General features: G+C 66.2%; 20 protein-coding genes. 7 read left to right on the top strand and 13 right to left on the bottom strand.

The features are described from left to right. Positions 1–134: 134 nt before the first annotated feature. Positions 135–2,006 carry a bifunctional tRNA (5-methylaminomethyl-2-thiouridine)(34)-methyltransferase MnmC2/FAD-dependent 5-carboxymethylaminomethyl-2-thiouridine(34) oxidoreductase MnmC1 gene (gene mnmC, locus AC6LJW_RS12745; RefSeq protein WP_498087473.1) on the bottom strand — a complete coding sequence of 624 codons (1,872 nt, stop codon included), beginning with the start codon at positions 2,004–2,006 and terminating at the stop codon, positions 135–137. Positions 2,007–2,144: 138 nt separating this feature from the next. On the opposite strand from mnmC, the gene AC6LJW_RS12740 reads away from it, so the two are divergent. Beyond that, positions 2,145–3,020 carry an inositol monophosphatase family protein gene (locus AC6LJW_RS12740; protein ID WP_056569239.1) on the top strand — a complete coding sequence of 292 codons (876 nt, stop codon included), beginning with the start codon at positions 2,145–2,147 and terminating at the stop codon, positions 3,018–3,020. Between the two features lie 68 nt (positions 3,021–3,088). On the opposite strand, the gene AC6LJW_RS12735 is transcribed toward AC6LJW_RS12740, so the two are convergent. Continuing rightward, positions 3,089–4,792, bottom strand: coding sequence for an AMP-binding protein (locus AC6LJW_RS12735; RefSeq protein ID WP_498087472.1), 1,704 nt, complete (start codon positions 4,790–4,792; stop codon positions 3,089–3,091). 77 nt (positions 4,793–4,869) lie between these two features. Here AC6LJW_RS12735 and AC6LJW_RS12730 point away from each other — a divergent pair, with 77 nt between their 5' ends. After that, positions 4,870–6,066 (top strand): M20 aminoacylase family protein, encoded by a 1,197-nt coding sequence (locus AC6LJW_RS12730; protein WP_105237375.1) that lies wholly within the window; start codon positions 4,870–4,872, stop codon positions 6,064–6,066. Positions 6,067–6,083: 17 nt separating this feature from the next. Here AC6LJW_RS12730 and AC6LJW_RS12725 read toward each other — a convergent pair whose 3' ends face one another. Next, entirely contained in the window at positions 6,084–6,977 is an 894-nt protein-coding gene (locus tag AC6LJW_RS12725; RefSeq protein WP_056569247.1) for a LysR family transcriptional regulator, read from the bottom strand. Between the two features lie 112 nt (positions 6,978–7,089). Here AC6LJW_RS12725 and AC6LJW_RS12720 point away from each other — a divergent pair, with 112 nt between their 5' ends. From AC6LJW_RS12720 to pagP, 4 genes are all read left to right on the top strand, one after another. Further along, positions 7,090–8,199 (top strand): YeiH family protein, encoded by a 1,110-nt coding sequence (locus AC6LJW_RS12720; RefSeq protein ID WP_498087471.1) that lies wholly within the window; start codon positions 7,090–7,092, stop codon positions 8,197–8,199. Between the two features lie 96 nt (positions 8,200–8,295). Beyond that, positions 8,296–8,706, top strand: coding sequence for an acyl-CoA thioesterase (locus AC6LJW_RS12715; protein ID WP_498087470.1), 411 nt, complete (start codon positions 8,296–8,298; stop codon positions 8,704–8,706). A gap of 10 nt (positions 8,707–8,716) precedes the next feature. Next, positions 8,717–10,189 carry a magnesium transporter gene (gene mgtE, locus AC6LJW_RS12710; RefSeq protein WP_056569256.1) on the top strand — a complete coding sequence of 491 codons (1,473 nt, stop codon included), beginning with the start codon at positions 8,717–8,719 and terminating at the stop codon, positions 10,187–10,189. 133 nt (positions 10,190–10,322) lie between these two features. Beyond that, positions 10,323–10,877 (top strand): lipid IV(A) palmitoyltransferase PagP, encoded by a 555-nt coding sequence (gene pagP / locus AC6LJW_RS12705; RefSeq protein WP_056569259.1) that lies wholly within the window; start codon positions 10,323–10,325, stop codon positions 10,875–10,877. 6 nt (positions 10,878–10,883) lie between these two features. Here the strand turns inward: pagP and AC6LJW_RS12700 are convergent, their stop codons facing one another. The 9 genes from AC6LJW_RS12700 to AC6LJW_RS12660 form a co-directional block, all read right to left on the bottom strand. Next, entirely contained in the window at positions 10,884–11,495 is a 612-nt protein-coding gene (locus tag AC6LJW_RS12700; protein ID WP_056569262.1) for a gamma-glutamylcyclotransferase, read from the bottom strand. Between the two features lie 161 nt (positions 11,496–11,656). After that, positions 11,657–12,115 carry an Lrp/AsnC family transcriptional regulator gene (locus AC6LJW_RS12695; protein ID WP_056569264.1) on the bottom strand — a complete coding sequence of 153 codons (459 nt, stop codon included), beginning with the start codon at positions 12,113–12,115 and terminating at the stop codon, positions 11,657–11,659. Positions 12,116–12,132: 17 nt separating this feature from the next. Then, the gene (locus AC6LJW_RS12690) at positions 12,133–12,912 is read right to left on the bottom strand and encodes an SDR family oxidoreductase (protein WP_056569267.1); all 780 of its coding nucleotides are present in this window, start codon (positions 12,910–12,912) and stop codon (positions 12,133–12,135) included. 177 nt (positions 12,913–13,089) lie between these two features. Continuing rightward, positions 13,090–14,784, bottom strand: a complete 1,695-nt coding sequence (locus AC6LJW_RS12685) for a thiamine pyrophosphate-binding protein (protein WP_056569270.1) — start codon at positions 14,782–14,784, stop codon at positions 13,090–13,092. Between the two features lie 64 nt (positions 14,785–14,848). Next, positions 14,849–15,835, bottom strand: a complete 987-nt coding sequence (locus AC6LJW_RS12680) for a tripartite tricarboxylate transporter substrate binding protein (protein ID WP_056569273.1) — start codon at positions 15,833–15,835, stop codon at positions 14,849–14,851. Next, entirely contained in the window at positions 15,835–16,608 is a 774-nt protein-coding gene (locus AC6LJW_RS12675) for a GntR family transcriptional regulator (protein ID WP_498087469.1), read from the bottom strand. Before AC6LJW_RS12675 ends, AC6LJW_RS12680 begins: the two co-directional genes overlap by 1 nt. A 199-nt stretch (positions 16,609–16,807) precedes the next feature. Continuing rightward, entirely contained in the window at positions 16,808–17,527 is a 720-nt protein-coding gene (locus tag AC6LJW_RS12670; RefSeq protein ID WP_105237365.1) for a VOC family protein, read from the bottom strand. Between the two features lie 18 nt (positions 17,528–17,545). Next, positions 17,546–20,281, bottom strand: coding sequence for a preprotein translocase subunit SecA (gene secA / locus AC6LJW_RS12665; RefSeq protein WP_105237364.1), 2,736 nt, complete (start codon positions 20,279–20,281; stop codon positions 17,546–17,548). Between the two features lie 191 nt (positions 20,282–20,472). Further along, on the bottom strand, positions 20,473–21,447 hold the full coding sequence (locus AC6LJW_RS12660; protein ID WP_056569545.1) for a M23 family metallopeptidase: 975 nt from the start codon (positions 21,445–21,447) through the stop codon (positions 20,473–20,475). Positions 21,448–21,576: 129 nt separating this feature from the next. On the opposite strand from AC6LJW_RS12660, the gene AC6LJW_RS12655 reads away from it, so the two are divergent. Next, entirely contained in the window at positions 21,577–21,984 is a 408-nt protein-coding gene (locus AC6LJW_RS12655; protein ID WP_082579009.1) for a DciA family protein, read from the top strand. Positions 21,985–22,200: 216 nt separating this feature from the next. Here the strand turns inward: AC6LJW_RS12655 and lpxC are convergent, their stop codons facing one another. After that, positions 22,201–23,124: a UDP-3-O-acyl-N-acetylglucosamine deacetylase gene (lpxC, locus tag AC6LJW_RS12650; RefSeq protein WP_056569288.1), complete on the bottom strand. Its 924-nt coding sequence runs from the start codon at positions 23,122–23,124 to the stop codon at positions 22,201–22,203. Positions 23,125–23,198: the final 74 nt, after the last annotated feature.

Raw genomic sequence — 23,198 nt, 5'->3', positions numbered from 1 at the left:
TAGGCGCACAAACGCCGCCGAGTCGCCGAATTGCCGTCCCGAAAGGTCAATTGCGGCCTACTGGCGCCAAATTCCGGCAATTCTTACAATTCTACGCCAGGCGGACAAAGCCCCCGGCCCGCATTAAATTTTTTTCATCGTGGTGAAACAAGCTGGGCCAGATCGGTCTCCAGCGGCAGGGGTTCACCCATCAGGCGGGCCGCAATCAGGTCTCCCATCAGCGCCGACCACGACAATCCCCGCGACGCATACCCGGCGGCCAGCCAGAGACCGGGGGCATGCGGCAGTTCGCCGACCGCCGGCAAGCGGCCCGGCAGGACCGCGCGCCACCCGGCCCACCCGGGCAGGCTGCCCGGCACCAGCGCATCAAATGCCGGAAACCGGCCATCCAGCAGCCCGGCCGCCTTGCCCAGCGTGACGCCCTGCCCTTCTGCGCCCACCGAGGCCTCGGCGGCGCCGTGAACATAGGTGCTGCCGACGACGCAGCCCACCCCGATGTCCGGCAACAGATACCCCTCGCCCCCGACGATGCACCGCGGGCCACCGTCCAGCGCCGCCGCGGGGATAAGCGTGACCTCGCCGGTCAGCGCATGCATCTGGGCGACGCGGGGCAGCGGGTCCAGCAGGCCGCTGGCCGCCAGCACGTCGCGCGAACCGGCGGCATTGGCCAGGATCACGGTGTCGGCACGGGCAAGCTCCGCGCCCGACGGGTCCAGCACGCGCCACCCCTGCCCCGCAGGCGACACCCGCTCGGCGCGGCCGGGGGTGACCGCCGCGCCGGACGCGGTCAGCAGCGCGTCGATCAGCAGCCCGGGCTGGACCAGCATGCCCTGTGAAAAGAACACGCCGCCGCGCGCCACGGGCAGCCCGGCCAATGCGCTGGCCTCTTCGCGCGACACTTGGCGCACCCAGTCCGCCGGAAACGCCAGGGCTTCCAGGGTGCCGGCCAGCGCCGCCGACCGGCCCGCGTCGCGCTCGACCTGGACGGTGCCGCAGACCCGGGGCGCCGCGCCGCCGGGCAGACCCTGCCAGCGCGCCAACGCCCGTTCGCTGCCCGCCCGCGACAGCCGCGCCCGCGCATTGTCATCCCGCGCGACTACCGGGGTAAGCGCCGCGGCCAAGTGGCCGGCGTGCGCCGGCGCGCCCTGCGACCGGGCGGCGTCCAGCACCGTGACGCGCCAGCCGCGGCCCGCCAGCGCCTGGGCAATGCCCGCGCCGGCCAGCCCCGCCCCCACGACCACCGCATGCCGATCCGACGAGACCGCCGCCGGCAGCGCGGCGCCTCCGGCCTGGCGGACCTGCCCCACCGTCATATGCCATTTCCCCCCGTAGCCGGTCGCCCGCCGCACCTCGAAGCCCGCATCGGCCAGATTGCGGCGCAGTTCTCCGGTGCAGGCCCAGGTGGCGACCGTGGCGTCCGGCGCCGCCAGGCTGGCCAAGGCGCGCAACAGCGGCGGCGCCCACATCTCGGGGTTGCGCTCGGGCGCAAAGCCGTCCAGGAAAAACGCGTCCACCCGCGCGCCAAGGCGCGGCGCCAACACCTTCGCATCGCCAAAACCCAAGGTCAGCGTGACGGCGCCGTTCTCGAATTCCAGTCGATGCAGTCCCGGCAGCAGCGCCGGCCACTGCGCAGCCAGCGCACGCCCCAATCCCGCCAGCGGCTCGGGCGCGTGGCGCGCCAGCAGCGCGGCAAAGTTGTCCCGCGAAAAAGGGTGCGCCTCCATCGAAACAAAGTGCAGGGCCGCGGGCCGCTGAGGATCGTCCCGCCACGCTTGCCAGAGCGCCAGGAAGTTCAGCCCCAGCCCGAATCCCGTCTCGCAGACGGTGAACGACGCGCGCCCCCGCCAGCGCTGCGGCAGGCCGTTGCCGCCCAGGAAAACGTGTTCGGCTTGGCCCAGCGCCCCGGACGGCGAGTGGTAGACGTCGCCATGGACGGCACTAACCAGCCTGCCGTCGGCGTCGACGTCAACCTTCGCGGGAACCAGCGGAACGTAAGTCACAGACATCCAGCCCAATAGATACAAATACGATGAAGCGCGAATTATCGGGCCACCTGCCGATTCGCGTTGGATGCGCACCACGCGGCCCAATGGATTAGTCCGTTTGCCACAGGTTTGACCCATGGGTGGGCTTACACTGGACCAATGGATACCTACGATCAGCCCCAATCGCTGGCTTCTCCCATCGACCTGTGCGCCGCGATCGACGCGGCGGTCACGGCCGCCCATGCCGGCGCAGCCATCCTGCAATCCTACGCGCACCACCGCGCCGATCTCGTGATAGATCGCAAGGCCCGCAACGATCTCGTATCTCAGGCGGACCGCGAGGCGGAGGCCGCGATCATCCAGGAACTGAAGGCGCGCACGCCCAAGTTCGGCATCGTCGCCGAAGAAACGGGCGGCAAGGCCCAAGGCGCGGCCACCTGGTACATCGACCCGCTCGACGGCACCACCAACTTCCTGCACGACATCCCGCATTACGCCGTGTCGATCGCCCTGATCGCGCACGCGGGCACGTCGATGTCCGCCAACGAGGCCCTGGCGGAAGACACGCCGGTCATCGGTGTGGTCTACGACCCCTGCCGCGAAGAGCTGTTCACCGGCGTGTACGGCGTGGGTGCGTGGCTGAATGGCCGGCGGATCACGTGCTCGCGCACGCAGACGATCGAAGACGCCGTGCTGGCCACGGGCTTTCCGTTCCGCGACTTCTCATTTGCCGCGCAATACATGCCGATGCTGCATGACGCCATCAACCGGTCACGCGGGGTGCGCCGCATGGGCGCCGCCGCGCTGGACCTGGCCTGGACCGCCTGCGGCCGATACGACGGCTATTGGGAAATGGGCCTCGCGCCCTGGGATGTGGCTGCGGGCACGCTGATTCTGCGCGAAGCGGGCGGCGTGTGCTCCGACATGCACAAGCAGGACCCCTGGCCGATCGGCGGGCGCGTCGTGGCGGGCAATCCCGCCATCGAACGCGCGCTGCATGAAATGATCGCCCCGCACCTGGACAAGCAGGGGTAAATCGCAAGCCGCAGGCAGCCAAGTGGCGGCCTGAACACCAGAGGCCGCCTTGCGCGGCCTCTGGCACATTACGCGGACGTCTTCGCGGATACCGCCGCGGCCTGCGCGTCAGGCCGCAGCTGGCGGCGCAGGATCTTGCCCACGTTGCTCTTGGGCAGTTCGTCTCGGAACTCCACGAAACGCGGGCGCTTGTAGCCCGTCAGCTTGTCCTTGCACCACTGCTGCACCTGTTCTTCGGTCAACGCCGGATCCTTCTTTACGACGAACACCTTGACTGCTTCGCCGGAATGTTCGTCCGGCACCCCGATCGCCGCGCACTCGAGCACGCCGGGATGCTGCGCAACCGCCGCCTCAACTTCGTTCGGATAGACCTTGAATCCGGACACCGCGATCATGTCCTTCTTGCGGTCCACGATGCGCGTGTACCCCTGCTCGTCCATGATGCCGATGTCGCCGGTACGGAAGTAGCCGTCGGCAGTCATCGAATCGCGCGTCTCGTCGGGCTTGCGCCAATACCCCAGCATGACCTGCGGCCCGCGGATGCCGACTTCGCCGCGTTCGCCGAGCGGCACCTCGTTGCCGGCATCGTCCAAAATTGCCACGTCCGTCGACGGCAACGGCAGCCCGATGGACCCGGAATACGCCGTCGCATTGGTGGGATTGACCGTTGCCACCGGCGACGTCTCGGACAGGCCATAGCCTTCGATCAGGGGCCGGCCGGTGATCTTCAGCCAGCGTTCGGCCACCTGCTGCTGCACGGCCATCCCGCCGCCCAGCGTCAGCCGCAGGCCGGAAAAATCCAGCTTCGCAAAGTCTTCGTTATGCGCCAACGCGTTGAACAGCGTATTGACGCCCGGGAACAGATTCACCGGCGTCTTGCGCCATGCATTGATCAGCGAAGGCTGGTCGCGCGGATTGATGATGAGCACGTTGCGCATGCCGGCATGCACGGCATACAGGCCGCAGACCGTCATGGCGAACACGTGGTACAGCGGCAGCGCGCTGATGATGGTGAGTTGCTGGTCCGCCAGGTCATGCACGACCGGCTGCGCCACCGCTTCGGTCTGCAGCACGTTGGCCACCAGATTACGGTGCGACAGCATCGCACCCTTGGGCACACCCGTGGTGCCGCCCGTGTACTGCAGCACCGCCACGTCGTCCATCGAAATGGATGGCGGATTGAAGGGCATGTGCGCGCCATCGCGCAGCAGCTTGGGCAGCGCATGCGCGCCGTCGATGTGCCAGGCGGGCACGATCTTCTTGATATAGCGCGCGGCCAGGTTGACCAGCGGCGCCTTCAGGCCGCCGAGCAGATCGCCCGGGCCGGTCACGACAATGTGCTTGAGATCGCCGCGATTGGAGACCTGCTGCAAGGTATGCGCGAAGTTTTCCAGGATGACGATGACGGACGCGCCGCTGTCCAGCAATTGGCGCTGCAGCTCTTCGGCGGTGTAGAGGGGATTGACGTTCACCACGGTCATGCCCGCGCGCAGCGATCCCAGCATGCACACCAGATACGCCGGCACGTTGGGCATCATCAGCGCCACGCGCGCGCCCTTTTCGAGGTTCAGGCCTTGCAGCCATGCCGCGAACGCGCGCGCCTGCCCGTCGAGCTGCGCATACGTGATGTTGCTGCCCATCGCCGTGCAGGCGATGCGCGGCGCGTAACGCTTGCAGGCCCGGTCCAGCAAGTCGGTGAGCGAGGAATAATCCTCGGTGGAGATCTCCGCAGGAACGCCTTGGGGATACTGAGCAAGCCACGGACGCGTCATGGTATTTGTCTCCATTAAATTGATTTTTGAATGATGATACCCTTTGTGCGTTCCCCATATTCCGCGCGAGTTCGCACATGAAACTCCTTGAACCCATCGTTGCCTGGCACCAGGATATTTCCAAGATCCGACGCGACATCCACGCGCATCCCGAACTGGCCTTCGAAGAGTTCCGCACCGCCGACGTGGTCGCGGCCAAGCTCGAGGAATGGGGCATCGAGATCCATCGCGGATTGGGCGGCACGGGCGTCGTCGGCATCATCCGCGGCAACCAGCCCGGCGATCGCGCCGTGGGCCTGCGCGCCGACATGGACGCGCTACCCATGCAGGAGGTCAACACCTTCGCGCATGCCAGCCAGAACGAAGGCAAGATGCACGCCTGCGGCCACGACGGCCACACCGCCATGCTGCTGGCCGCGTCCCAATACCTGGCCGCGAACCGCGATTTCGCGGGCACGGTCTATGTGATCTTCCAGCCTGCCGAAGAAGGCGGCGGCGGCGCCAAGCGCATGATCGACGACGGCCTCTTCACGCAATTCCCGATGGAAGCGGTGTTCGGCATGCACAACTGGCCCGGCATGAAGCCCGGCCAGTTCGGTCTGACGCCGGGCCCCATCATGGCCTCCAGCAACGAATTCTCGATCGTCATCAAGGGCAAGGGCACGCACGCCGGCATGCCCCACCTGGGCATTGACCCGGTCATGGCGGCGGTGCAGATGGCGCAATCGCTGCAGACCATCGTCACGCGCAACCGCAATCCGCTTGACGCGGCCGTGCTCAGCATCACGCAGATCCATGCCGGCAGCGCCGACAACGTCGTGCCCAACCATGCCGAATTGCGCGGCACGGTGCGCACATTCACGCTGGACGTGCTGGACCTGATCGAACGCCGTATGGAAGAGATCGCCCGCCACACCAGCGCGGCGATGGACTGCGAAGTCGAATTCACGTTCCAGCGCAACTATCCGCCCACCATCAACCACGCCGACGAAGCCGCGTTCTGCGCCGACGTGCTGCGCGACATCGTCGGCGAGGACAACGTCAACGCCAACGTGCAGCCGACCATGGGCGCGGAAGACTTCGCCTTCATGCTGCAGGAACTGCCGGGCTGTTACGTGTGGATCGGCAACGGCACCGGCGAGCACCGCGACAGCGGCCACGGACTAGGCCCGTGCATGCTGCACAACGGCAGCTACGACTTCAACGACGATCTGCTGCCGCTGGGCGGCACCTATTGGGTGCAACTCGCGCTCAAGAGGCTGGCCAAGGCCTGAACGGCCTGGCCGCGCATTTACCCAACGTCCTGCCCGCCGACCGCCAGGCACATCGCCAGAAAGCGCTCGGCGGCGCGGGCAGCGGCGTCGGCGTGCGGCACCAGGATGCTCAGCGTGCGCGTAAGCGGCCGGGGCAGCAGGCGCAGGGCTGCCAGCGCCCCGTCTTCGTGACGCATCGACATCACGGACACGAAGCCCACGCCCAATCCCGCCCGCACCGCCTGCTTTACCCCTTCCACCCCCGCCAGTTCAAGACCAACCGACGGCGCCAGACCGCCATCGCTGAACGCCCTTTCGACCAGCCGGCGTACGCCGGAACCGGGTTCACGCATCACCAGCGGCGACTCCGCCAGATCCCGTAGCGTCACGGCGCCCTTGTCCGCCAGGGCGTGATCCGCCCGCACGATCGCCACCACTTCGTCCTGCCGCCACGCGTGCACCGCCGTATCGGCGGGCAGCCCGGCGGGCACATCGCCTTCGATGAACGCCAGGTCCAGCGCCGGCAGGCGATCCACGATCTCGCGCGTGTTGCCATCGGACAGATGCAGGCTGACGGCCGGAAACGCGTGACGGAAATCCGCCACCAGGCGGGGCAGCAGATAGCTGGCCGGCGTGGTGCTGGCGCCCAGCCGCAGCGCGCCGGTTTCCAGGCCGCGCCAGGATTCGCGAACTGCCTGCGCCTGCCGGTACACCTGGCGCAGCTGCCGCGCCTGCTCCGCCAGGCGCTCGCCGGCCTCGGTCAGCGCAATGCCATGGCCGCTGCGCCGGTACAGCGGCTCGCCAAACCATTCCTGCAAGGCGCGTAGCTGGCCCGACACCGCCGGTTGCGACAGGTGCAGCGACTGGGCCGTGCGGCTGATGTTGCCGGTATCGGCGACTGCGGCAAACGTGAGCAATTGATCCGGCGTCATAGGGCTGATATCAGAATTACTGATATTCATTATTTAGATTGAAGATTTTTCAAATAATACGGCCGGATCTAATATTTCGTCTAGTTATGTAGTTATGCCCAAAGGGCCAGTAATGAACACTTCCACCACAACCGCCGTCCCCCTCCCCGCCAGCCCGGCCGCCCCATCTGCCGCAGCGCCGGCCGCCGCAACCCCGGCCGCCTCGGCCACCCCGTGGCGCGACAAGCTCAACGGCGTGCTGTTCGTGGGCCTGATGGCCGGCGCGGTGATGCAACTGGCCGATCTGCCCTTCATCCGCCAGCTCGGCTTTTCGCCGCTGGTCGTGGGCATCGTCTGCGGCATGCTGTACGGCAACTTCCTGCGCGGCACCATGCCCGCGGACTGGGGCGTCGGCGTCAACTTCACCGCCCGCCGCCTGCTGCGCATCGCGGTCGCCTTCTACGGCCTGAACATCAGCATCCAGCAGATTGCCGCCGTCGGCATGCCGGGGCTGGCCGTGTCGGTGGCCGTGGTGGTGGGCACGCTGCTGATCGGCACCGTGGTCGGCCAGCGGTTGCTGGGGCTGGACCGCGACACCGCCATGCTGACCGCCGCGGGCAGCGCCATCTGCGGCGCCGCGGCGGTGCTGGCGTTCGAACCCACGCTGCGCGCCGCCCCCCACAAGAGCGCCGTGGCCGTGGCGACCGTGGTGCTGTTCGGCACCCTGTCCATGTTCCTGTATCCGGTCTTCTATCACGCCGGCTGGCTGAACTTCGATACGCAGGCGCTCGGCATCTACATCGGCGGCACGGTTCACGAAGTGGCGCAGGTCGTGGGCGCCGCCAGCAACATCGACCCCGCCACCACCGAGGTCGCCACCATCGTCAAGATGACCCGCGTGGCGCTGCTGGTGCCCGTGCTGCTGGTGCTTGGCATGTACCTGCGCAGCGCCGCCTCCCATGCGGACGGCCAGGGCAAGAGCGCCAAGCTTCCGATTCCCTGGTTCGCCGTCGGGTTCCTGGTGCTGGCCATCATCAATTCGCTCGACATCATTCCCGCCGATATCGTCGCGGCCATCCGCCGGCTCGACGTCTTTGCCCTGACCATGGCCATGACCGCGCTGGGCATCGAAACGCGCTTCGCCCAGATCCGCAAGGCCGGCCCGCGCGTGATGGCCCTGGGGTTCATCCTTTACGTCTGGCTGTTGGCTGGCGGCTACGGGATCGTCAAGCTGGCGACCTGATCGCCGCGCTGCGCGGGGCGGCGGGCGCCAACGCGCACGCCGCCGTCTCGTTTTTCCTGCATAATCGGCTGGTTCTCTAGCATTGGAGTCGGCCGCATGACCTCCAGCACCAAAACCCCGTTTACGACTCTGCCTGCCCATCGCGACGCGGTGTTGCGCGTCATGCCGATGCCGGCCGATGCGAACATCCACGGGGACGTTTTTGGCGGCTGGATCATGGCTCAGGTCGACATCGCCGGGTCCATCCCCGCCGCCCGCCGTGCCGCCGGCCGCGTGGCGACCGTGGCGGTCAATGCCTTCCAGTTCAAAGAGCCCGTGTTCGTGGGCGACCTGCTCAGCTTCTACGCCGCCATCGTCAAGACCGGCATCACGTCCATCACGGTCTCCGTCGAGGTCTACGCGGAACGCCAGCGGCTGGACGCCGAAGTCGTCAAGGTCACCGAGGCCACGCTGACGTATGTCGCCACCGACGAAGCGCGGCGCAGCCGCCCTCTTCCCACACTTTGAGCCGTAACGCATGACGCAGTCCGCCGCCGCGCAGAAACCGCCCGCGACGCCCCGCCGCCTCGACCCGGAAGACGCCCAGACCGCTCTCGCGGAGGTCCAGGAGCGCCTGCGGCGCCAGCAGCTCGTCGAAAGCCTGGTTCACCGCCAGGAAGAAGGCGACGCCAAGGCCCCACTGGTCGAAGACCTGGTGCATCGCCAACACGAGGCCGAGCTCAAGACGCTTGTCGACAACCTGCATCCGGCCGACATCGCTTTTATTCTTGAATCGCTGCCCAAGGACGAGCGCCAGGCGATCTGGAAGCTGGTCAGCCCTGAGCACGACGCGGACGTTCTGCTCGAAGTCGAAGACTGGGTCCGCGAATCGCTGATCGAAGCGATGGACCGGAAGGATCTCGTCGCCGCGACCGAAAGCATGGACGCGGACGAGCTCGCCGACCTGGCGCCCGACCTGCCGCCCGACGTGGTGGCCGAAGTGCAAAAGGGCCTGACCGAAGAAGAGCGCGCGCAGCTCCTGGAAGCCATGGGCTACCCGGAAGACAGCGTGGGCGCCATCATGGACTTCGAGATGGTGCGCGTGCGCGAGGACGTCACGCTCGAGGTCGTGCTGCGCTACCTGCGTCGGCTGCACGAACTGCCCGACCACACCGACCAGATCTTCGTCGTGGACCGCCAGGACAAGCTGCAGGGCATCCTGCCCTTGTCGCGCCTGTTGGTCAGCGAGCCCGAAACCGAAGTTCGGGCGGTCATGAATTCCGACTTCCTGACGCTGAACCCGCTGGACTCCGACGCGGACGCCGCCGGCGCCTTCGAGCGTTACGACCTGGTTTCCGCCCCCGTGATGGACGACCAGGGCCGGCTGATCGGCCGCGTCACCATCGCCGACGTCGTGGACGTGATGCGCGAAGACTCGCAAGAGCAGGCGCTGTCGCGCGCCGGTCTGCAGGAAGAAGACATCTTTGCGCCGGTCAGCACCGCGCTGCGCAACCGCGCGCCGTGGCTGCTGTTCAACCTCTGTACCGCCGCCACGGCCTCGTTCGTGGCATCGCAGTTCGAGGGTACGGTCAGCCAAATCGTCATCCTGGCGTTCCTGATGTCGATCGTGGCCGGCATCGGCGGCAACTCCGGCAACCAGACCATGACGCTCATCATCCGGGCGCTGGCCATGGGCCGGATCACCGGTCGCAACCTGTGGCAACTCGTCAAGCGCGAGCTGTTCGTGACCTTGCTGGTGGGTCTGTGCGGCAGCCTCGTGGCCGCCCTGTTCGCATGGGTGATCTCGCGTTCGCTGTCCATCGCACTGGTGATGATGGCCGCCATGGTCTGCAACATGCTGGTCGGCGCCTCGGTCGGCGTGCTGGTGCCCATGGTGCGCGCACGCTTCGGCAAGGATCCGGCGATGGGTTCGTCGGTGCTGCTCACGTTCGCCACCGATTCGCTTGGCTTCTTCATCTTCCTGGGCCTGGCCACGATCTTTCTGCTGTAGCGCCCCCGCCACATCCCAACACCGCATCGGGCTGAATCAGCCCGTGCCGCCCCGCAGGTGACAGCCCGCTGACAGGGAAGATGACACCCACTCCGTTACAGTAACGGATCTGTCATCCTTACCTGGGGCCGCAATGACCGCCAGAATCCGCGCCGCGCTGCTTTGCCTGCTGTTGTCCGTTTTCACCGTTTCCGCCCACGCCTGCGACGGCATGCCCTCGTGGGCGCAGTCGGCGTGCAACCGCATCGACCAGATCTGGACCGATGGCGGCAACGACCTGTATGTCAGCGGGTGGGCCTGGCACAACCGCGCCAAATACAGCGCCGACAAGATCGACAGCTTCCGCGAACTTGCCTGGGGCGGCGGCTACGGGCGCAGCATCTACGACGAGGACGGCGACTGGCAGGGCCTGTACGCCATGGCGTTTCTGGACTCGCACTCCAAGGTGCAGCCCATCGCCGGCTATGGCTTTCTGAAGATCGGCCAGGTCAGCGACAACTTCCGGCTCGGCGCGGGCTACACGGTATTCCTCACCGCGCGCCACGACATCATGAGCTACGTGCCGTTTCCCGGCATCCTGCCGCTGGTCAGCGCGGGCTACAAGGACGCCATGCTTTACGCGACGTACATCCCGGGCTCAAGCGGCGCGGGAAACGTGCTGTTCATGTTCGGCCGCTGGCATTTCTGACACGCGTCAGAACGCGTGTCCCAGCTTGCGCACCAGATCGCCCAGCCGCCAGTCGTCGATGCCATGCGCACGCAGCGCGCGCGCCGTTTCCACCACGTAGTCCAGGCAAGGTCCGGAATGCCCGACCGCATTGCGCACGGACGTCAGCAGGCGGTCGTCGCAGAGATCGGCCGCGTACTCGCGGCAGGTGCGATTCAACAGGAATACCAGTCCGCGCACCGGCGCGGCGTCGGTGTGGCAGGTCAGCCAGCGCGGACGGTAGGCACCCGTGACCATCTCCCGGCGCCATAAGGCTTCAAAGACTTGCGGCACGTCGCTGGCCGCGATCTGGAAAGCCACGCCGCGGCAACAGCCGCCGCGATCCAGTCCGAACACCAGGCCGGGATTGTCGGGCGACCCGCGGTGGTCATGCGACCACAGGCACAGCGACCGGTGATAGCCCCGCACGGTGGCCAGGCGCCGCTCGCGCCAGGCAAAGCCGGGATGCCAGATCAGGGAACCGTAGGCGAACACCCACAGGTCGTCGGCGCCGTTCCAGCCGGCCAGGAGGTCATCCACCGATGCTGCTTGCCGCGATTCTTGCAATCCGGCGCAGCCGGCGGGCACTGCCAACGACATAGGGTCCTCTGATATCCCAATTCACTCCAAGACTGGAGTGAGCGATATCCTACGCCGCGCCCCGCGCAAAAGCATTGCCAGATTGGGCCCGCGCAACACGCAGAAAGAAATTTGCATCCGCGGCGGAGGGGGACTCAGGAAAAAATTTGCGCGTCCCGCGGCTACACCGCGCCCAGCGGCAATTCCGTGGTGCTTTTGATGACTTCCATCGAGAAGCTGGCGCTGACGTCCAGCAGGTCCACCGCGCCGATCAGCCGGCGATAGAAGCGGTCATAGGCTGCCATGTCCTCGACCACCACCTTCAGCAGGTAGTCCACGTCGCCCGCCATGCGATGGAACTCGACCACGTTGGGCAAGGCCATCACGGCATTGATCAGGCTTTGCGTCCATTTCTCGTTGTGCTGGCTGGTGCGGATGGACACGAACACCGTCAGGTTCAGGCCCAGCGCGCGGGGATCAAGCAGGATGGCGTTGCGCGCGATGACGCCGTCGTCCTTGAGCTTCTGGATCCGGCGCCAGCACGGCGTCACGGAAAGGTTCACCTGTTCGGCCACTTCCGCGACCGAGCAGGTCGCGTCCTTTTGCAGCAGCGCGAGTATCTTCAGGTCCGTCTGGTCCATGGGATGTCTTGACGCCATCAATAGGTCCCGGGGTAGCCGCCGCCGTCGATCAGCAGGCTCTGCCCCGTCATGTAACCCGAGTGCGCCGAGCAGACATACGCGCACAGCGCACCCAGTTCCTCGGGCTGGCCATACCGGCCGGCGGGATTGCTGCGCGCCCGTTCGTCCCACAGCTGCTCGAACGTCTTGCCGCCCTGCTCCACCATGCCCTGGATGTGCCGGGTCTGCGCATCGGTGGCGAAAGCGCCGGGCAGCAGATTGTTGATGGTGACGTTGTGCCGCACCGTCTGGCGCGCCAGGCCGCCCACGAAGCCGATCAGGCCCGAGCGCGCGCCGTTGGACAGTCCCAGCTCGGCATGCGGCGCCTTCACGCTGCGCGACACGATATTGACGATACGGCCGAACCGGCGCTCGACCATGCCGTCCACCACGCGGCGGATCATGTCGATCGGTCCCAGCATCATGGCGTCGAGCGCGGCGATCCACTCATCGCGCGACCAGTCGCGGAAGTCGCCCGGCAGCGGGCCGTCGGCGTTGTTGATGAGGATGTCGGGATGCGGACAGGCGGCGATGGCCGCGTCGCGTCCCTGCGGCAGCGTCAGGTCGGCCGACACCCAGCCCACGCCGATGCCGGTTTCGCGCGATATCTCGGCGGCGGCCTGCTCAAGCGTCTGCGGGTTGCGCGCCGCGATGGTCACCGCCACGCCCTCGCGCGCAAGCTGCAGGGCGCAGGCGCGCCCCATGCCGCGGCTGCCGCCAAACACCAATGCCTTCCTGCCGCTGATCCCCAGGTCCATGCCTGCCCTCTCTGCTGTCGCGTTGATGGCGCCGGACCTCCGCGGACCGCCGCGCCGAAGCGGTCCAGTATAGGAGCGCGCCCGCCGCCAGGGAATTTTTTTCTGATCCGTCCGGCCAATAAAAATGGGGCCCCGCGAAGGGCCCCATCGGCTATGCAGCGCGACGCGGTTACCGCATCAGCCCATCCATTGGCTCACGGGCGCGGCGGTGTCCTGCAGCGGCTGCGCGATCACGTCGATCAGCGCGGGGCCATCGTGCTCCATGGCGGCCTTGATCGCGGCGTCCAGCTTGGACGGGTCCTCGACGCGCCACGCCTTCACGCCATAGGCTTCGGCGATGCGCGCATGGTCGGTGCGGTTGAAGTCCACGCTGTAGTAGCGCTTGTCGTAGCCGGCTTTCTGGCTGGCCTTGATCCAGCCATAGACCGAGTTCGAGAACACCACCATCAGCAGCGGCGCCTTGTGGCGCACGATGGTTTCCAGCTCGCCCACCGTGAAGCCGAAGCTGCCGTCGCCCATCACCGACACGCACTTCGATTGCGGACGGCCGACCCAGGCGCCCAGCGCCGCCGACATCGAAAAGCCCAGCGCGCCGTGGGCGCGGTTGGTGATGAAGTGGCGGCCAGGACGCGAGACGTCGTAATAGGCCGAAAAGTACGGGCACGGCGTGCCCGGGTCCGCGCAGACCACCGCGTCGTCAGGCAGCAGGCGGTTCAGCGACTGCACCACGCGCTCGGGGCGGATGGGCGCATCCAGGCTGGCGGCCAGCGGCTCAAGCTGCGCGCGGCGCGCTTCCTTGGCGCGTCCGGCCAGCACCGCACCGTCGGCCGCGTCGGAGGGCCGGTGCTTGATGCGCGCCTGCACTTCGGCGGACAACGCTTCGAGCGCCAGCTTGGCATCGCCCACCAGACCCACTTCGGTCAGGTAGTTGGCGCCGATCACCATCGGGTCGATGTCGATGTGCAGGATCGGCACGTTGCGGTTCGGGAAGCGCCAGTGCTCGGTCGAGGTCGACCCAGCGCGGCAACCCACGAAGAGCACCACGTCGGCAGCCGCGACCACATCGCGCGTGGCCATCACGCCGCCGTTCGACCCGACCACGCCCGCGTTCAGCGGATGGGTGTCGGCCAGGCTGCCCTGCCCGCTCACCGTCACGCACACCGCAGCCTTCAGGGCCTCGGCGACTTCCTGCAGCGCGCCGCAGGCGCCGGCGATGACGACACCGCCGCCGCAGATGATCACCGGCGAGCGCGCCGCCACCAGGCGTTGCGCGGCGCGCGCCACGTCGGCGGGATCCGGCGCGAAGCGCATGGCCGGGAAGCTGCTGTGCTCCGGCTGCGCCCACACGTCGGACGCATCCACTTCCTGCTTCATCACGTCATAGGGAAAGCACAGGTGCGCCGAGCCGGGCTTGCCGGTCGTCATGGCGCGGAAGGCCGCGCGCACCATGCCGGGGATCTGGTCCGCGCGGTCGATCGTGCGGTTCCACTTGGTCAGCGGGCGGTAGAGCGCCTCCTGGTCCAGTTCGGTCAGCGGATACTTGCCGCGCGAGCCGACGGCCACGTCCGACGTGATGCCCAGCACGGGAATCGACGATTCGTTGGCTTCGACCAGGCCGGGCAGCAGATAGGTCGCACCGCCGCCGCTCGGGCCTTCGCACACGCCGACCTTGCCGGTCACGCGGGCATAGGCGTCGGCCATGTAGGCCGCGCTGCGCTCGTCGCGCGTCAGGATGTGCTGCATGCCGTGATCCAGGCGGTACAGCGCGTCATAAAGCGGCAAGGTGGTGTCGCCGCACAGGCCAAAGATATGTTTGACGCCGTTGTGTTGCAGCATCCGCACCATCGCTTCGGCGCCGTTCATGTGTTCCATGTCATCTCCACGTAATTCGGGAGCCGGGCCGGGGCGGCGGTCAGCCGCCCCGGCCCGACGCCGTTCAGTTATCCAGATTGATCTTGCTGCTCTTGATGAAGGCGCTCCAGCGGTCGTATTCCGACTTCACGTACGCATCAAGCGCCGGACCATCGGAAGCCACGATCTCGAAGCCGGCTTCCGTGACCTTCTTCTTGATCTCGGGATCGGCCAGCACCGCCTGGAAATCGGCCGTCAGCTTCTTGACGGTGGCTTCGGGCGTGCCCTTCGGGGCGAACATGCCGCTCCACGAATAGGCGACGAAGCCCGGGAAGCCCGATTCGGCCACGGTCGGCACGTTGGGCAGCTCGGGCAGGCGTTTTTCGCCCGCGACGGCCAGCGGCTTGATCTTGCCGCCCTGAATCTGGCCGCGTAGCGCCGCAAAGCTCAGCCACGTCATGTTGGCTTGCCCGCCGACCACAGCCTGGATGGCCGGTCCGCCGCCGCCGTAAGGCACGTGCAACAGCTCGACCTTGGACAGCCGCTTGAGCTCTTCCGGCGCCAGGTGGTTCAGCGAACCCACGCCCGTGGACGCATAGTTGAACTTGTTGGGCGGCTGCTTGGCGGCCGCCGCCAGGAACTCCTTCAGGTTGTCCCCAGGCACGCTCGGATTTGCGCCGATCACCAGCGGAAAGCGCACCGTCTGCCCAATGGCGACAAAGTCCTTGAACGTGTCGTACGGCAGCTTGGGCTTCACGGCCGGATTGATGCCGTGGTTGTCGAAGCTGACCAGCAGCGTGTTGCCGTCCGGCTCGGCCCGCGCGACGAACGCCGTGGCGATCTGGCTGGCGGCGCCCGGACGGTTCTCGACGACCACCGCGCGGCCGCCCATCTGCTGCGACAGGCGCGGCTGCAGGATGCGCGCCAGGATGTCGGTGCTGCCGCCCGGCGGATACGGCACGACGAGTATCAGCGGCCGTTCCTCGGCCATCGCCGGCGCGGCGACAAAGGCGCCCCCGGCCGCGGCCAGCGTGCATACCGCCGCCAGCGTCCGCTTGATCGTTCTATTCATCAGTTTTCCCCTGCTGTTGTGGTGTTGGCCGGCACTGCCGTGGCGGGTTCGGCCTGGTCCCGCATGTAAATCGTTGAGAAACCCGTGCGTATGACATCGGTGATCTGGTCCAGCCGCCGGCCGATATGCGCGCTGATGAGGCCGGGCAAGGCCTCGATGTCGCGCTTTTGCAGCGCGTCCACGATGCGCAGATGTTCGCCTTGCGTATGGCTGCGGCGCCCTTGCTGCATGTCGATCCAGCGTACGAAATGAATGCGCGCGTTGACGCTTTCCAGCGCACGCACGAATTCGTCGTTGCGGGAGTAGCGGGCCAGCGCCAGGTGAAAGGCTTCGTCCAGTTCCAGCAGCCGGGCCGCATCGCTGTCGTCGGGCTCGTCGCGCGAACGTTCGACGAAGGCGCGCAGGCTGGCAAGCTCCTCGTCGGTGGCGCGCTCGCAAGCCGCGCGCACGATGCCGGCTTCCAGCACCGCGCGGTATTCGTAGAGGCTGTGGATCTGCTTGGCGTCCAGCAGGCGGGCGATGAAGCCGCGGTTGACCGAGCGCGTCAGAAACCCCTCGACCATCAACTGGTTCAGTACCTCGCGCAGCGGTGTGCGGCTTACATTGAGCCGGCGCGCCAGCTCGACTTCGTTGATGCGTTCGCCCGGCTTGAACTCAAACCGCACCGCCATGGCCTTGACGGCGCCATACAGCTCCGCCTGCCCGGCCGAGGTGCGGGCCGCGCGGGGAGTGGATTGGGTCGCGGGTCGAGTTGCGGGTTGGGACAGCGTCATACCGGATCGCCTGTGGCAAAGTTCCAGTCGGAATGAAGTGCATACTAAAGTGCATACACTTTGAGCAGCAACCCGGGTTTGCCCGAAGCGCGTGGCGTTCTACCCGAGCGGAACCCCAGATCCGGAAGCAACCGCCAGGCATGAAAAAGCCCGCCTGTAGAGGCGGGCTAGTCGCGGGGGACGGTTGGACGGCGACGGCCTACAGCCCAGTGTCCAGCGTGTAGTGCGCGCCGTCGCGATTCTCGAGGGTCAGCGTGGACAGGACCGGCGTCTGCGCAGTGTCGTCCTGCTGGACGTGAATACGCAGGTTCGCCAACGGCACGTCCCACCCGCCGTTGGCGGCTTCGGCAGTCACCCCGGCGACCAGCGCCAGACGCTCGGCCACGCCACGGGCGTCCGCCGCGCGCGCGTCGATGCGTTGCAGGCTGCGGGCGCCATTGGGATGCGCCATCAGATCGGGGGACCAGACGCACTCGGGCGTCAGGTGCCGGCAGAAATACATGCGGATGCCAGGCAAGGGCTGCTCGGCAAAGCGCACGGTGTGGAAACGGGCTTGGACTTCCTGACCGTCCAGCATGGCCGGACGGGTCAGTTCTTGCACGGGATTGACGGCAAAGCCGGCATCCTGCAGCCGCTTGTAGGTGGCCTCGGCGTCATAGGTCCGGAACACCAGCGCTTCCAGCCCAAACGGCGAATCGGCAATTTCCTTGCGCGCGGGCGGCGCGCCCGGCGGCCAGCCCAGCAGTTCGACGTACGTGCCTTCCAGCACGATCAGGCGATTGCACGACCCCAGGTTGTGCACAGCCTTGTCGCTGAGATGAAAACCCTGCCGTTCGTAATGGGGCGCCAGCGCATCCAGCCGGTCGCGCACCATGACGACGGCGTGGTCGAATTCAGTGCGGCCAACGGAATGCAGCATGAAGGCTAACCCCTTTTATCAGACCAACTTACCGTGGCACTGCTTGTACTTCTTGCCGCTGCCGCACGGGCACGGATCGTTGCGGCCGACCTTGGGCAGTGCGTTGCGCGCGGGTTGCGCACCCGTCTCCTGCGCATCGGAAGCCAGCGCCTCGTCGTAGTCGGAGTGGTGATACTGCACGTTCTGCACATGCGACTGCGCCGCTTCGGCTTCGGCCTGCTCGACCTGTTCCGACGACTGCACGCGCACCGTCATCAGCACCTTCACCACGTCGTCGCGGACGCGTTCCAGCATGCCCGAGAACAGCTCGAAGGCTTCGCGCTTGTATTCCTGCTTGGGATTCTTCTGCGCATAGCCGCGCAGATGGATGCCCTGACGCAGGTAATCCAGCGCGGACAGGTGCTCGCGCCAGTGCGTGTCGATCGCCTGCAGCATGATCGAGCGCTCGAACTGCGACCACGATTCCTCGCCCACCTGGTCGACCTTGGCCTGGTACGCATCGCGCGCCGCAGCAACCACGCGTTCGCGCAGTTCTTCGTCGTTCAGGTTGGGTTCTTTTTCCAGCATCTCCGTCAGCGGCAGATGCAGGTGCCAGTCGGCTTCAAGCGCCTTTTGCAGCGCCGGGATGTCCCACTGTTCTTCCACCGATTCCGGCGGCACGTACGTGTTGAACAGATCGGTCACCGCGGCATCGCGCAGGTTCTGCACGGTGGCGCCGACGCTGGAGGCTTCCAGCACGTCATTGCGCTGCGAGTACAGCACCTTGCGCTGGTCGTTGGAGACGTCGTCGTATTCCAGCAATTGCTTGCGGATGTCGAAGTTGCGGCCTTCCACCTTGCGCTGCGCGGTCTCGATCGAACGCGTGACCATGCCGGCCTCGATGGGCTCGCCCTCGGGCAGCTTCAGGCGTTCCATGATGGCGCGCACGCGGTCGCCCGCGAAGATGCGCATCAGCGAATCTTCCAGCGACAGGTAGAAGCGGGACGAGCCCGGATCGCCCTGGCGGCCGGCACGGCCACGAAGCTGGTTGTCGATACGGCGCGATTCATGGCGCTCGGTGCCGATGATGCGCAGGCCGCCCGCGGCCTTGACCTGGTCGTTCAGCGGCTTCCATTCAGCGCGGATCTTGTCGATGCGCGCCGTCTTTTCGGCTTCGGACAGCGATTCGTCGGCGCGGATCAGGTCGACCTGCTTGTCGACGCTGCCGCCCAGCACGATGTCGGTACCGCGACCGGCCATGTTGGTGGCGATCGTGATGTGACCCGGCTTGCCGGCTTCGGCCACGATCTCGGCTTCGCGGGCGTGCTGCTTGGCGTTCAGGACCTCGTGCGGCAGCTTGGCCTTCTTCAGCAGGCCGGACAGCAGCTCGGAGTTCTCGATGCTGGTGGTGCCGACCAGCACGGGCTGGCCGCGCTCGTGGCAATCGCGGATGTCTTCGAGGATGGCGTTGTACTTCTCGCCGTCGGTCTTGAAGACCTGGTCGTTCTGATCCTTGCGGACCATGGGCTTGTTGGTCGGGATGATGACCGTTTCGAGCCCGTAGATTTCCTGGAATTCGTACGCTTCCGTGTCGGCCGTACCGGTCATGCCGGACAGCTTTTCGTACATGCGGAAGTAGTTCTGGAACGTGATCGACGCCAGCGTCTGGTTCTCGTGCTGGATCTTCACGCCTTCCTTGGCTTCGACGGCCTGGTGCAGACCATCGGACCAGCGGCGGCCCACCATCAGGCGGCCCGTGAATTCGTCCACGATCACCACTTCACCGTCCTGCACGACGTACTGCTGGTCGCGGAAGAACAGGGTGTTGGCACGCAGCGCCACCATCAGGTGGTGCATCAGCGCGATGTGACGCGGGTCGTAGAGCGATTCGCCTTCGGGCAGGATGCCCAGACGGGCAAGAATGCCTTCGGCGTGTTCGTGACCGGCTTCCGACAGGTAGACCTGCTGGCTCTTTTCGTCGACCCAGTAATCGCCTTCGGGTTCAGGCTCTTGCGGCTTGGGCTCGTGCGCCATGCGCGTGAGCAGCGGCGGCACTGCGTTCATGCGGACGTAGAGTTCGGTGTGGTCTTCGGCCTGGCCGGAGATGATCAGCGGCGTGCGGGCCTCGTCGATCAGGATCGAGTCCACTTCGTCGACGATGGCGTAGAACAGCACGCGCTGGCGGCGGTCCTCAACACGGAATTCCATGTTGTCGCGCAGGTAGTCGAAACCGAATTCGTTATTGGTGCCGTACGTGATGTCGGCGGCGTACGCGGCCTTCTTTTCCTCGTTCGGCTGCTGCGGCACCACCACGCCCGTGGACATGCCCAGGAACCGGTACAGGCGCCCCATCCATTCGGCATCGCGGCGGGCCAGGTAGTCGTTCACCGTGACCACGTGCACACCCTTGCCGGCGATGGCGTTCAGGTAGACGGGCAGCGTCGCCATGAGCGTCTTGCCTTCACCCGTGCGCATTTCGGCGATCTTGCCGTTATGCAGGGCGATGCCGCCCAGCATCTGCACGTCGAAGTGCCGCATGCCGAACACCCGCTTGCCGGCTTCGCGCACAACGGCGAACGCTTCGGGAAGCAGATCGTCCAGGGACGTGCCCTGGGCGTGGCGGGATCGGAATTCGTCGGTCTTGGCCGCCAGTTCCGCGTCGGAGAGCGCGGAGATCTTGGGTTCGAGCCCATTGATCTGGGTTACCAGCTTGCGATACTGCTTAAGCAGCCGGTCGTTGCGGCTACCTATGAGTTTTTTGAGCAGAGAAACCATGCGTATGTCGGCCGCACGAGCCACACCACACCCGAAAGCGCCTGGGGCAGCGTCACCCGTGACTTGATGTTATTGGTTGAGCGGGGGTCCGCTGGGAAACGAACCAGTTTAACGCACCTGGAGCGTAATAGCCTGGACCTATGACCAGGGTAGCACTGTTGGCCGGTTTGACCGGCCAACCCGCGAAGGGTTCACGGCGCGGCGGCTTGCGCGACCGTGGGCGGCGCGTGCTGAGGCTGGGGCCCCAGAAAGAGGCGCGGATCCAGCGGCTGCCCGGCAAGACGGACCTCGAAATGCAGGTGCGGCCCGGTAGATCGGCCGGAACTGCCCACGCGCGCCACCTGCTGGCCGCGCTCAACCAGATCGCCCTGTTTGACCAGCAACGAGGACGCATGGGCATAGCGGGTGATCAGGCCGTCGCCGTGGTCGATTTCGACCATGTTGCCAAAGCCGGGGGCCCACTTGGCCTCGAGCACCACGCCGCCGGACGCGGCCAGGATCGGCGTGCCCGAGGGCGCGGCGAAATCCAGCCCTTCGTGCATGGCCGAGCGGCCCGTCACCGGGTTGCGGCGCCAGCCATACGAAGACGATAGATAGGGGTAATCGGTGATCGGCATGGCGGTCGGCATGCGCGCCTGATCCGCCGAACGCTTGGTGAGCGCCGCATCCAGCAGCTTCAGGTTGTCGGTCTGCTGCGACAGCCGTGCCTGGATCTCGTCGAGCTGCCGGCCCAACGCCTCGGCCGACGCCGCGCTGGGCGGCGGATGGTCGGTGAAGAGGTCGTCCATGACCTGCGTGGCTTCGGGGTGAGCCGGCGCCTCAGGCTGCGCCGACGCAAGCTGCTGAGCCAATTCGGGGTCGGTATAAGCCACGCCCGCCACCTTGGCCACGCGCTGGCCGAGGCCGTCAATGCTGACCAGCTTGGCCTGCAGTGCGCCCACCTTCGAGGCCAGCAGATTCATGTTTTCACGCAGGAAATCGGCGTCGCGCCCAGGCTGCTCGGAAAGCGGCCATCCCATCGTGTGGACGGCGGGAAGGATGGGAGTGATGTATCGTTGAAGCGCTGCGCCAAAAATGGCCGCGGTAATCAAGGCGCCCCCCAGAAACAACGCCAGTCGCGCGCCGCCCAGGGTGAGATGCCCGTCCTGCCCGTCCCGGGCGTGCATAATCACGATCTTCAAGGTTTGCTTCCTAATTCTTTTAAAGCCGGCATGAATAGACCCGCTTCATACCGTCAACGTTCCAGTACCAGCCGGCGCGGTGAAAATACCGCCCTGGGATGGCTGGGTCATGACATGCGGGGCGCCGGTGTATTGGCGACTGCCCGCAAGCATCTGCAAATTCAGTACGCGGTGGCGGCGGTGTTGCCCGCTCCGCTGGGTGCTGTGTGCCAGGTCGCCAAGCTGGAAAACCTGTGTCTGCATCTGGTGGTGCCCACCGCCGCGCACGCGGCCAAGATGCGTCAGTTGGCGCCGCGCATCGCGCGGTCACTGGCGGACCAGGGCTGGAACCTTAACGAAATTGCCATCAAGGTACAAGCCGGGTTACCCAAGCCCGGCGCCCGTCAGCCGCGCCCTCCCAAAGAGGCGCAGCCCCTGAACGACAAGGCATTGGGCGCGTTCGAAACGCTGCACGACAATCTGCGGCCGGGTCCGTTGGCCGATGCTGTCGCCAAGCTCTTGAGGCATCACAAGAGTAGCTGAGCAACCGGGCTTTGTCCGGCAACTCGGGGGTCCGGAAACGTCGCGAAACCAACTTTTCAGACCGATGGCCGGATGGTTTGCTACCGGATTGCGACTACCGCGCGAGGGGATGACGGCCAGCGTCGTCCCAAAGTAGAAACCCAGGCGGGAATCTAAACCGAAACCCGCGCGGGATTGGGGTCAGGCCCCTGCGCGGGTTCAGCGGAAAGCCTGGCGTCAGGCCAGCTTCCATTCGTGGCGAAACGCCTGGGGCGCTTCTGCCTGCGATTCGTACGTGACGATTTCCCAGGCGTCGCGCTGCTCGAGCAGCGCGCGGGCGAGCTGGTTGTTCAGGCCGTGGCCTGACTTGCACGCCACATAGCGCGCCACCAGCGGTTTGCCCAGCAGATACAGGTCGCCGATGGCGTCCAGGATCTTGTGCTTGACGAATTCATCGTCGTAACGCAGCCCGTCGCTGTTCAGCACACGGTACTCGTCCATGACGATGGCGTTATCCAGGCTGCCGCCGCGGGCCAGGCCCATCGACCGCAAGGCCTCGACTTCATTCACGAAACCAAACGTGCGTGCCCGCGCGATCTCGCGCACGTACGAATGCGTGGCGAAATCGATTTCGGCAAAATTTGCCGTGGAGTCGATGGCGGGGTGGCGAAAGTCGATCGAGAAGGCCAGCGCGTACCCTTCATGGGGTTCGAGACGGGCCCATTTCTCGGTGCGTCCTTCGCCTTCACGCACTTCCACCGGCTTCAGGACACGGATGAATTGCTTGGGCGCGTTCTGCTCGACGATGCCCGCCGAGCGCAACAGGTACACAAACGTCGCCGCGCTGCCGTCCATGATGGGGACTTCTTCGGCAGTGAGGTCGACGTGCAGGTTGTCGATACCCAGGCCGGCCAACGCCGACATGAGATGCTCCACGGTCGACACGCGAACATTGCCCTGCTGCAGCACGGACGCCATGCGGGTATCGCCCACGCCCGTGGCTTGCGCGGGCAGGTCAACGACCTGCGGCAGATCCACACGGTGAAAGACGATGCCGGTATTGGGCTGTGCCGGACGCAGGGTGAGCTCTACCCGCCGTCCTGAGTGGACGCCGACGCCTGTCGTGCGGACGAGATTCTGGATGCTGCGCTGTCGGAACATGAGACTTGGAATTTTGAACCCGGAAGCCGGCAAGATAAGTACGGATTGCCGGCGTAACCGAAGTATTGTAACGC

The organism is Achromobacter sp. 1012554356 (assembly GCF_059760815.1).
The sequence above is the reverse complement of the archived record's forward strand: the minus strand, read 5'-3'. Positions and strand labels throughout refer to the sequence as shown.

Bases quoted from the DNA above. Each gene is read 5' to 3' on its own strand.
- AC6LJW_RS12660 (WP_056569545.1), bottom strand. From the start codon at position 21,447: ATGCACGCCCGGGACGGGCAGGACGGGCATCTCACCCTGGGCGGCGCG.
- AC6LJW_RS12720 (WP_498087471.1), top strand. From the start codon at position 7,090: ATGAACACTTCCACCACAACCGCCGTCCCCCTCCCCGCCAGCCCGGCC.
- AC6LJW_RS12690 (WP_056569267.1), bottom strand. From the start codon at position 12,912: ATGGACCTGGGGATCAGCGGCAGGAAGGCATTGGTGTTTGGCGGCAGC.
- AC6LJW_RS12680 (WP_056569273.1), bottom strand. From the start codon at position 15,835: ATGAATAGAACGATCAAGCGGACGCTGGCGGCGGTATGCACGCTGGCC.
- AC6LJW_RS12715 (WP_498087470.1), top strand. From the start codon at position 8,296: ATGACCTCCAGCACCAAAACCCCGTTTACGACTCTGCCTGCCCATCGC.
- AC6LJW_RS12670 (WP_105237365.1), bottom strand. From the start codon at position 17,527: ATGCTGCATTCCGTTGGCCGCACTGAATTCGACCACGCCGTCGTCATG.
- AC6LJW_RS12655 (WP_082579009.1), top strand. From the start codon at position 21,577: ATGCGGGGCGCCGGTGTATTGGCGACTGCCCGCAAGCATCTGCAAATT.
- AC6LJW_RS12735 (WP_498087472.1), bottom strand. From the start codon at position 4,792: ATGACGCGTCCGTGGCTTGCTCAGTATCCCCAAGGCGTTCCTGCGGAG.
- AC6LJW_RS12700 (WP_056569262.1), bottom strand. From the start codon at position 11,495: ATGTCGTTGGCAGTGCCCGCCGGCTGCGCCGGATTGCAAGAATCGCGG.
- secA (WP_105237364.1), bottom strand. From the start codon at position 20,281: ATGGTTTCTCTGCTCAAAAAACTCATAGGTAGCCGCAACGACCGGCTG.
- AC6LJW_RS12695 (WP_056569264.1), bottom strand. From the start codon at position 12,115: ATGGACCAGACGGACCTGAAGATACTCGCGCTGCTGCAAAAGGACGCG.
- mnmC (WP_498087473.1), bottom strand. From the start codon at position 2,006: ATGTCTGTGACTTACGTTCCGCTGGTTCCCGCGAAGGTTGACGTCGAC.
- AC6LJW_RS12685 (WP_056569270.1), bottom strand. From the start codon at position 14,784: ATGGAACACATGAACGGCGCCGAAGCGATGGTGCGGATGCTGCAACAC.
- AC6LJW_RS12725 (WP_056569247.1), bottom strand. From the start codon at position 6,977: ATGACGCCGGATCAATTGCTCACGTTTGCCGCAGTCGCCGATACCGGC.
- AC6LJW_RS12675 (WP_498087469.1), bottom strand. From the start codon at position 16,608: ATGACGCTGTCCCAACCCGCAACTCGACCCGCGACCCAATCCACTCCC.
- AC6LJW_RS12730 (WP_105237375.1), top strand. From the start codon at position 4,870: ATGAAACTCCTTGAACCCATCGTTGCCTGGCACCAGGATATTTCCAAG.
- mgtE (WP_056569256.1), top strand. From the start codon at position 8,717: ATGACGCAGTCCGCCGCCGCGCAGAAACCGCCCGCGACGCCCCGCCGC.
- AC6LJW_RS12740 (WP_056569239.1), top strand. From the start codon at position 2,145: ATGGATACCTACGATCAGCCCCAATCGCTGGCTTCTCCCATCGACCTG.
- lpxC (WP_056569288.1), bottom strand. From the start codon at position 23,124: ATGTTCCGACAGCGCAGCATCCAGAATCTCGTCCGCACGACAGGCGTC.
- pagP (WP_056569259.1), top strand. From the start codon at position 10,323: ATGACCGCCAGAATCCGCGCCGCGCTGCTTTGCCTGCTGTTGTCCGTT.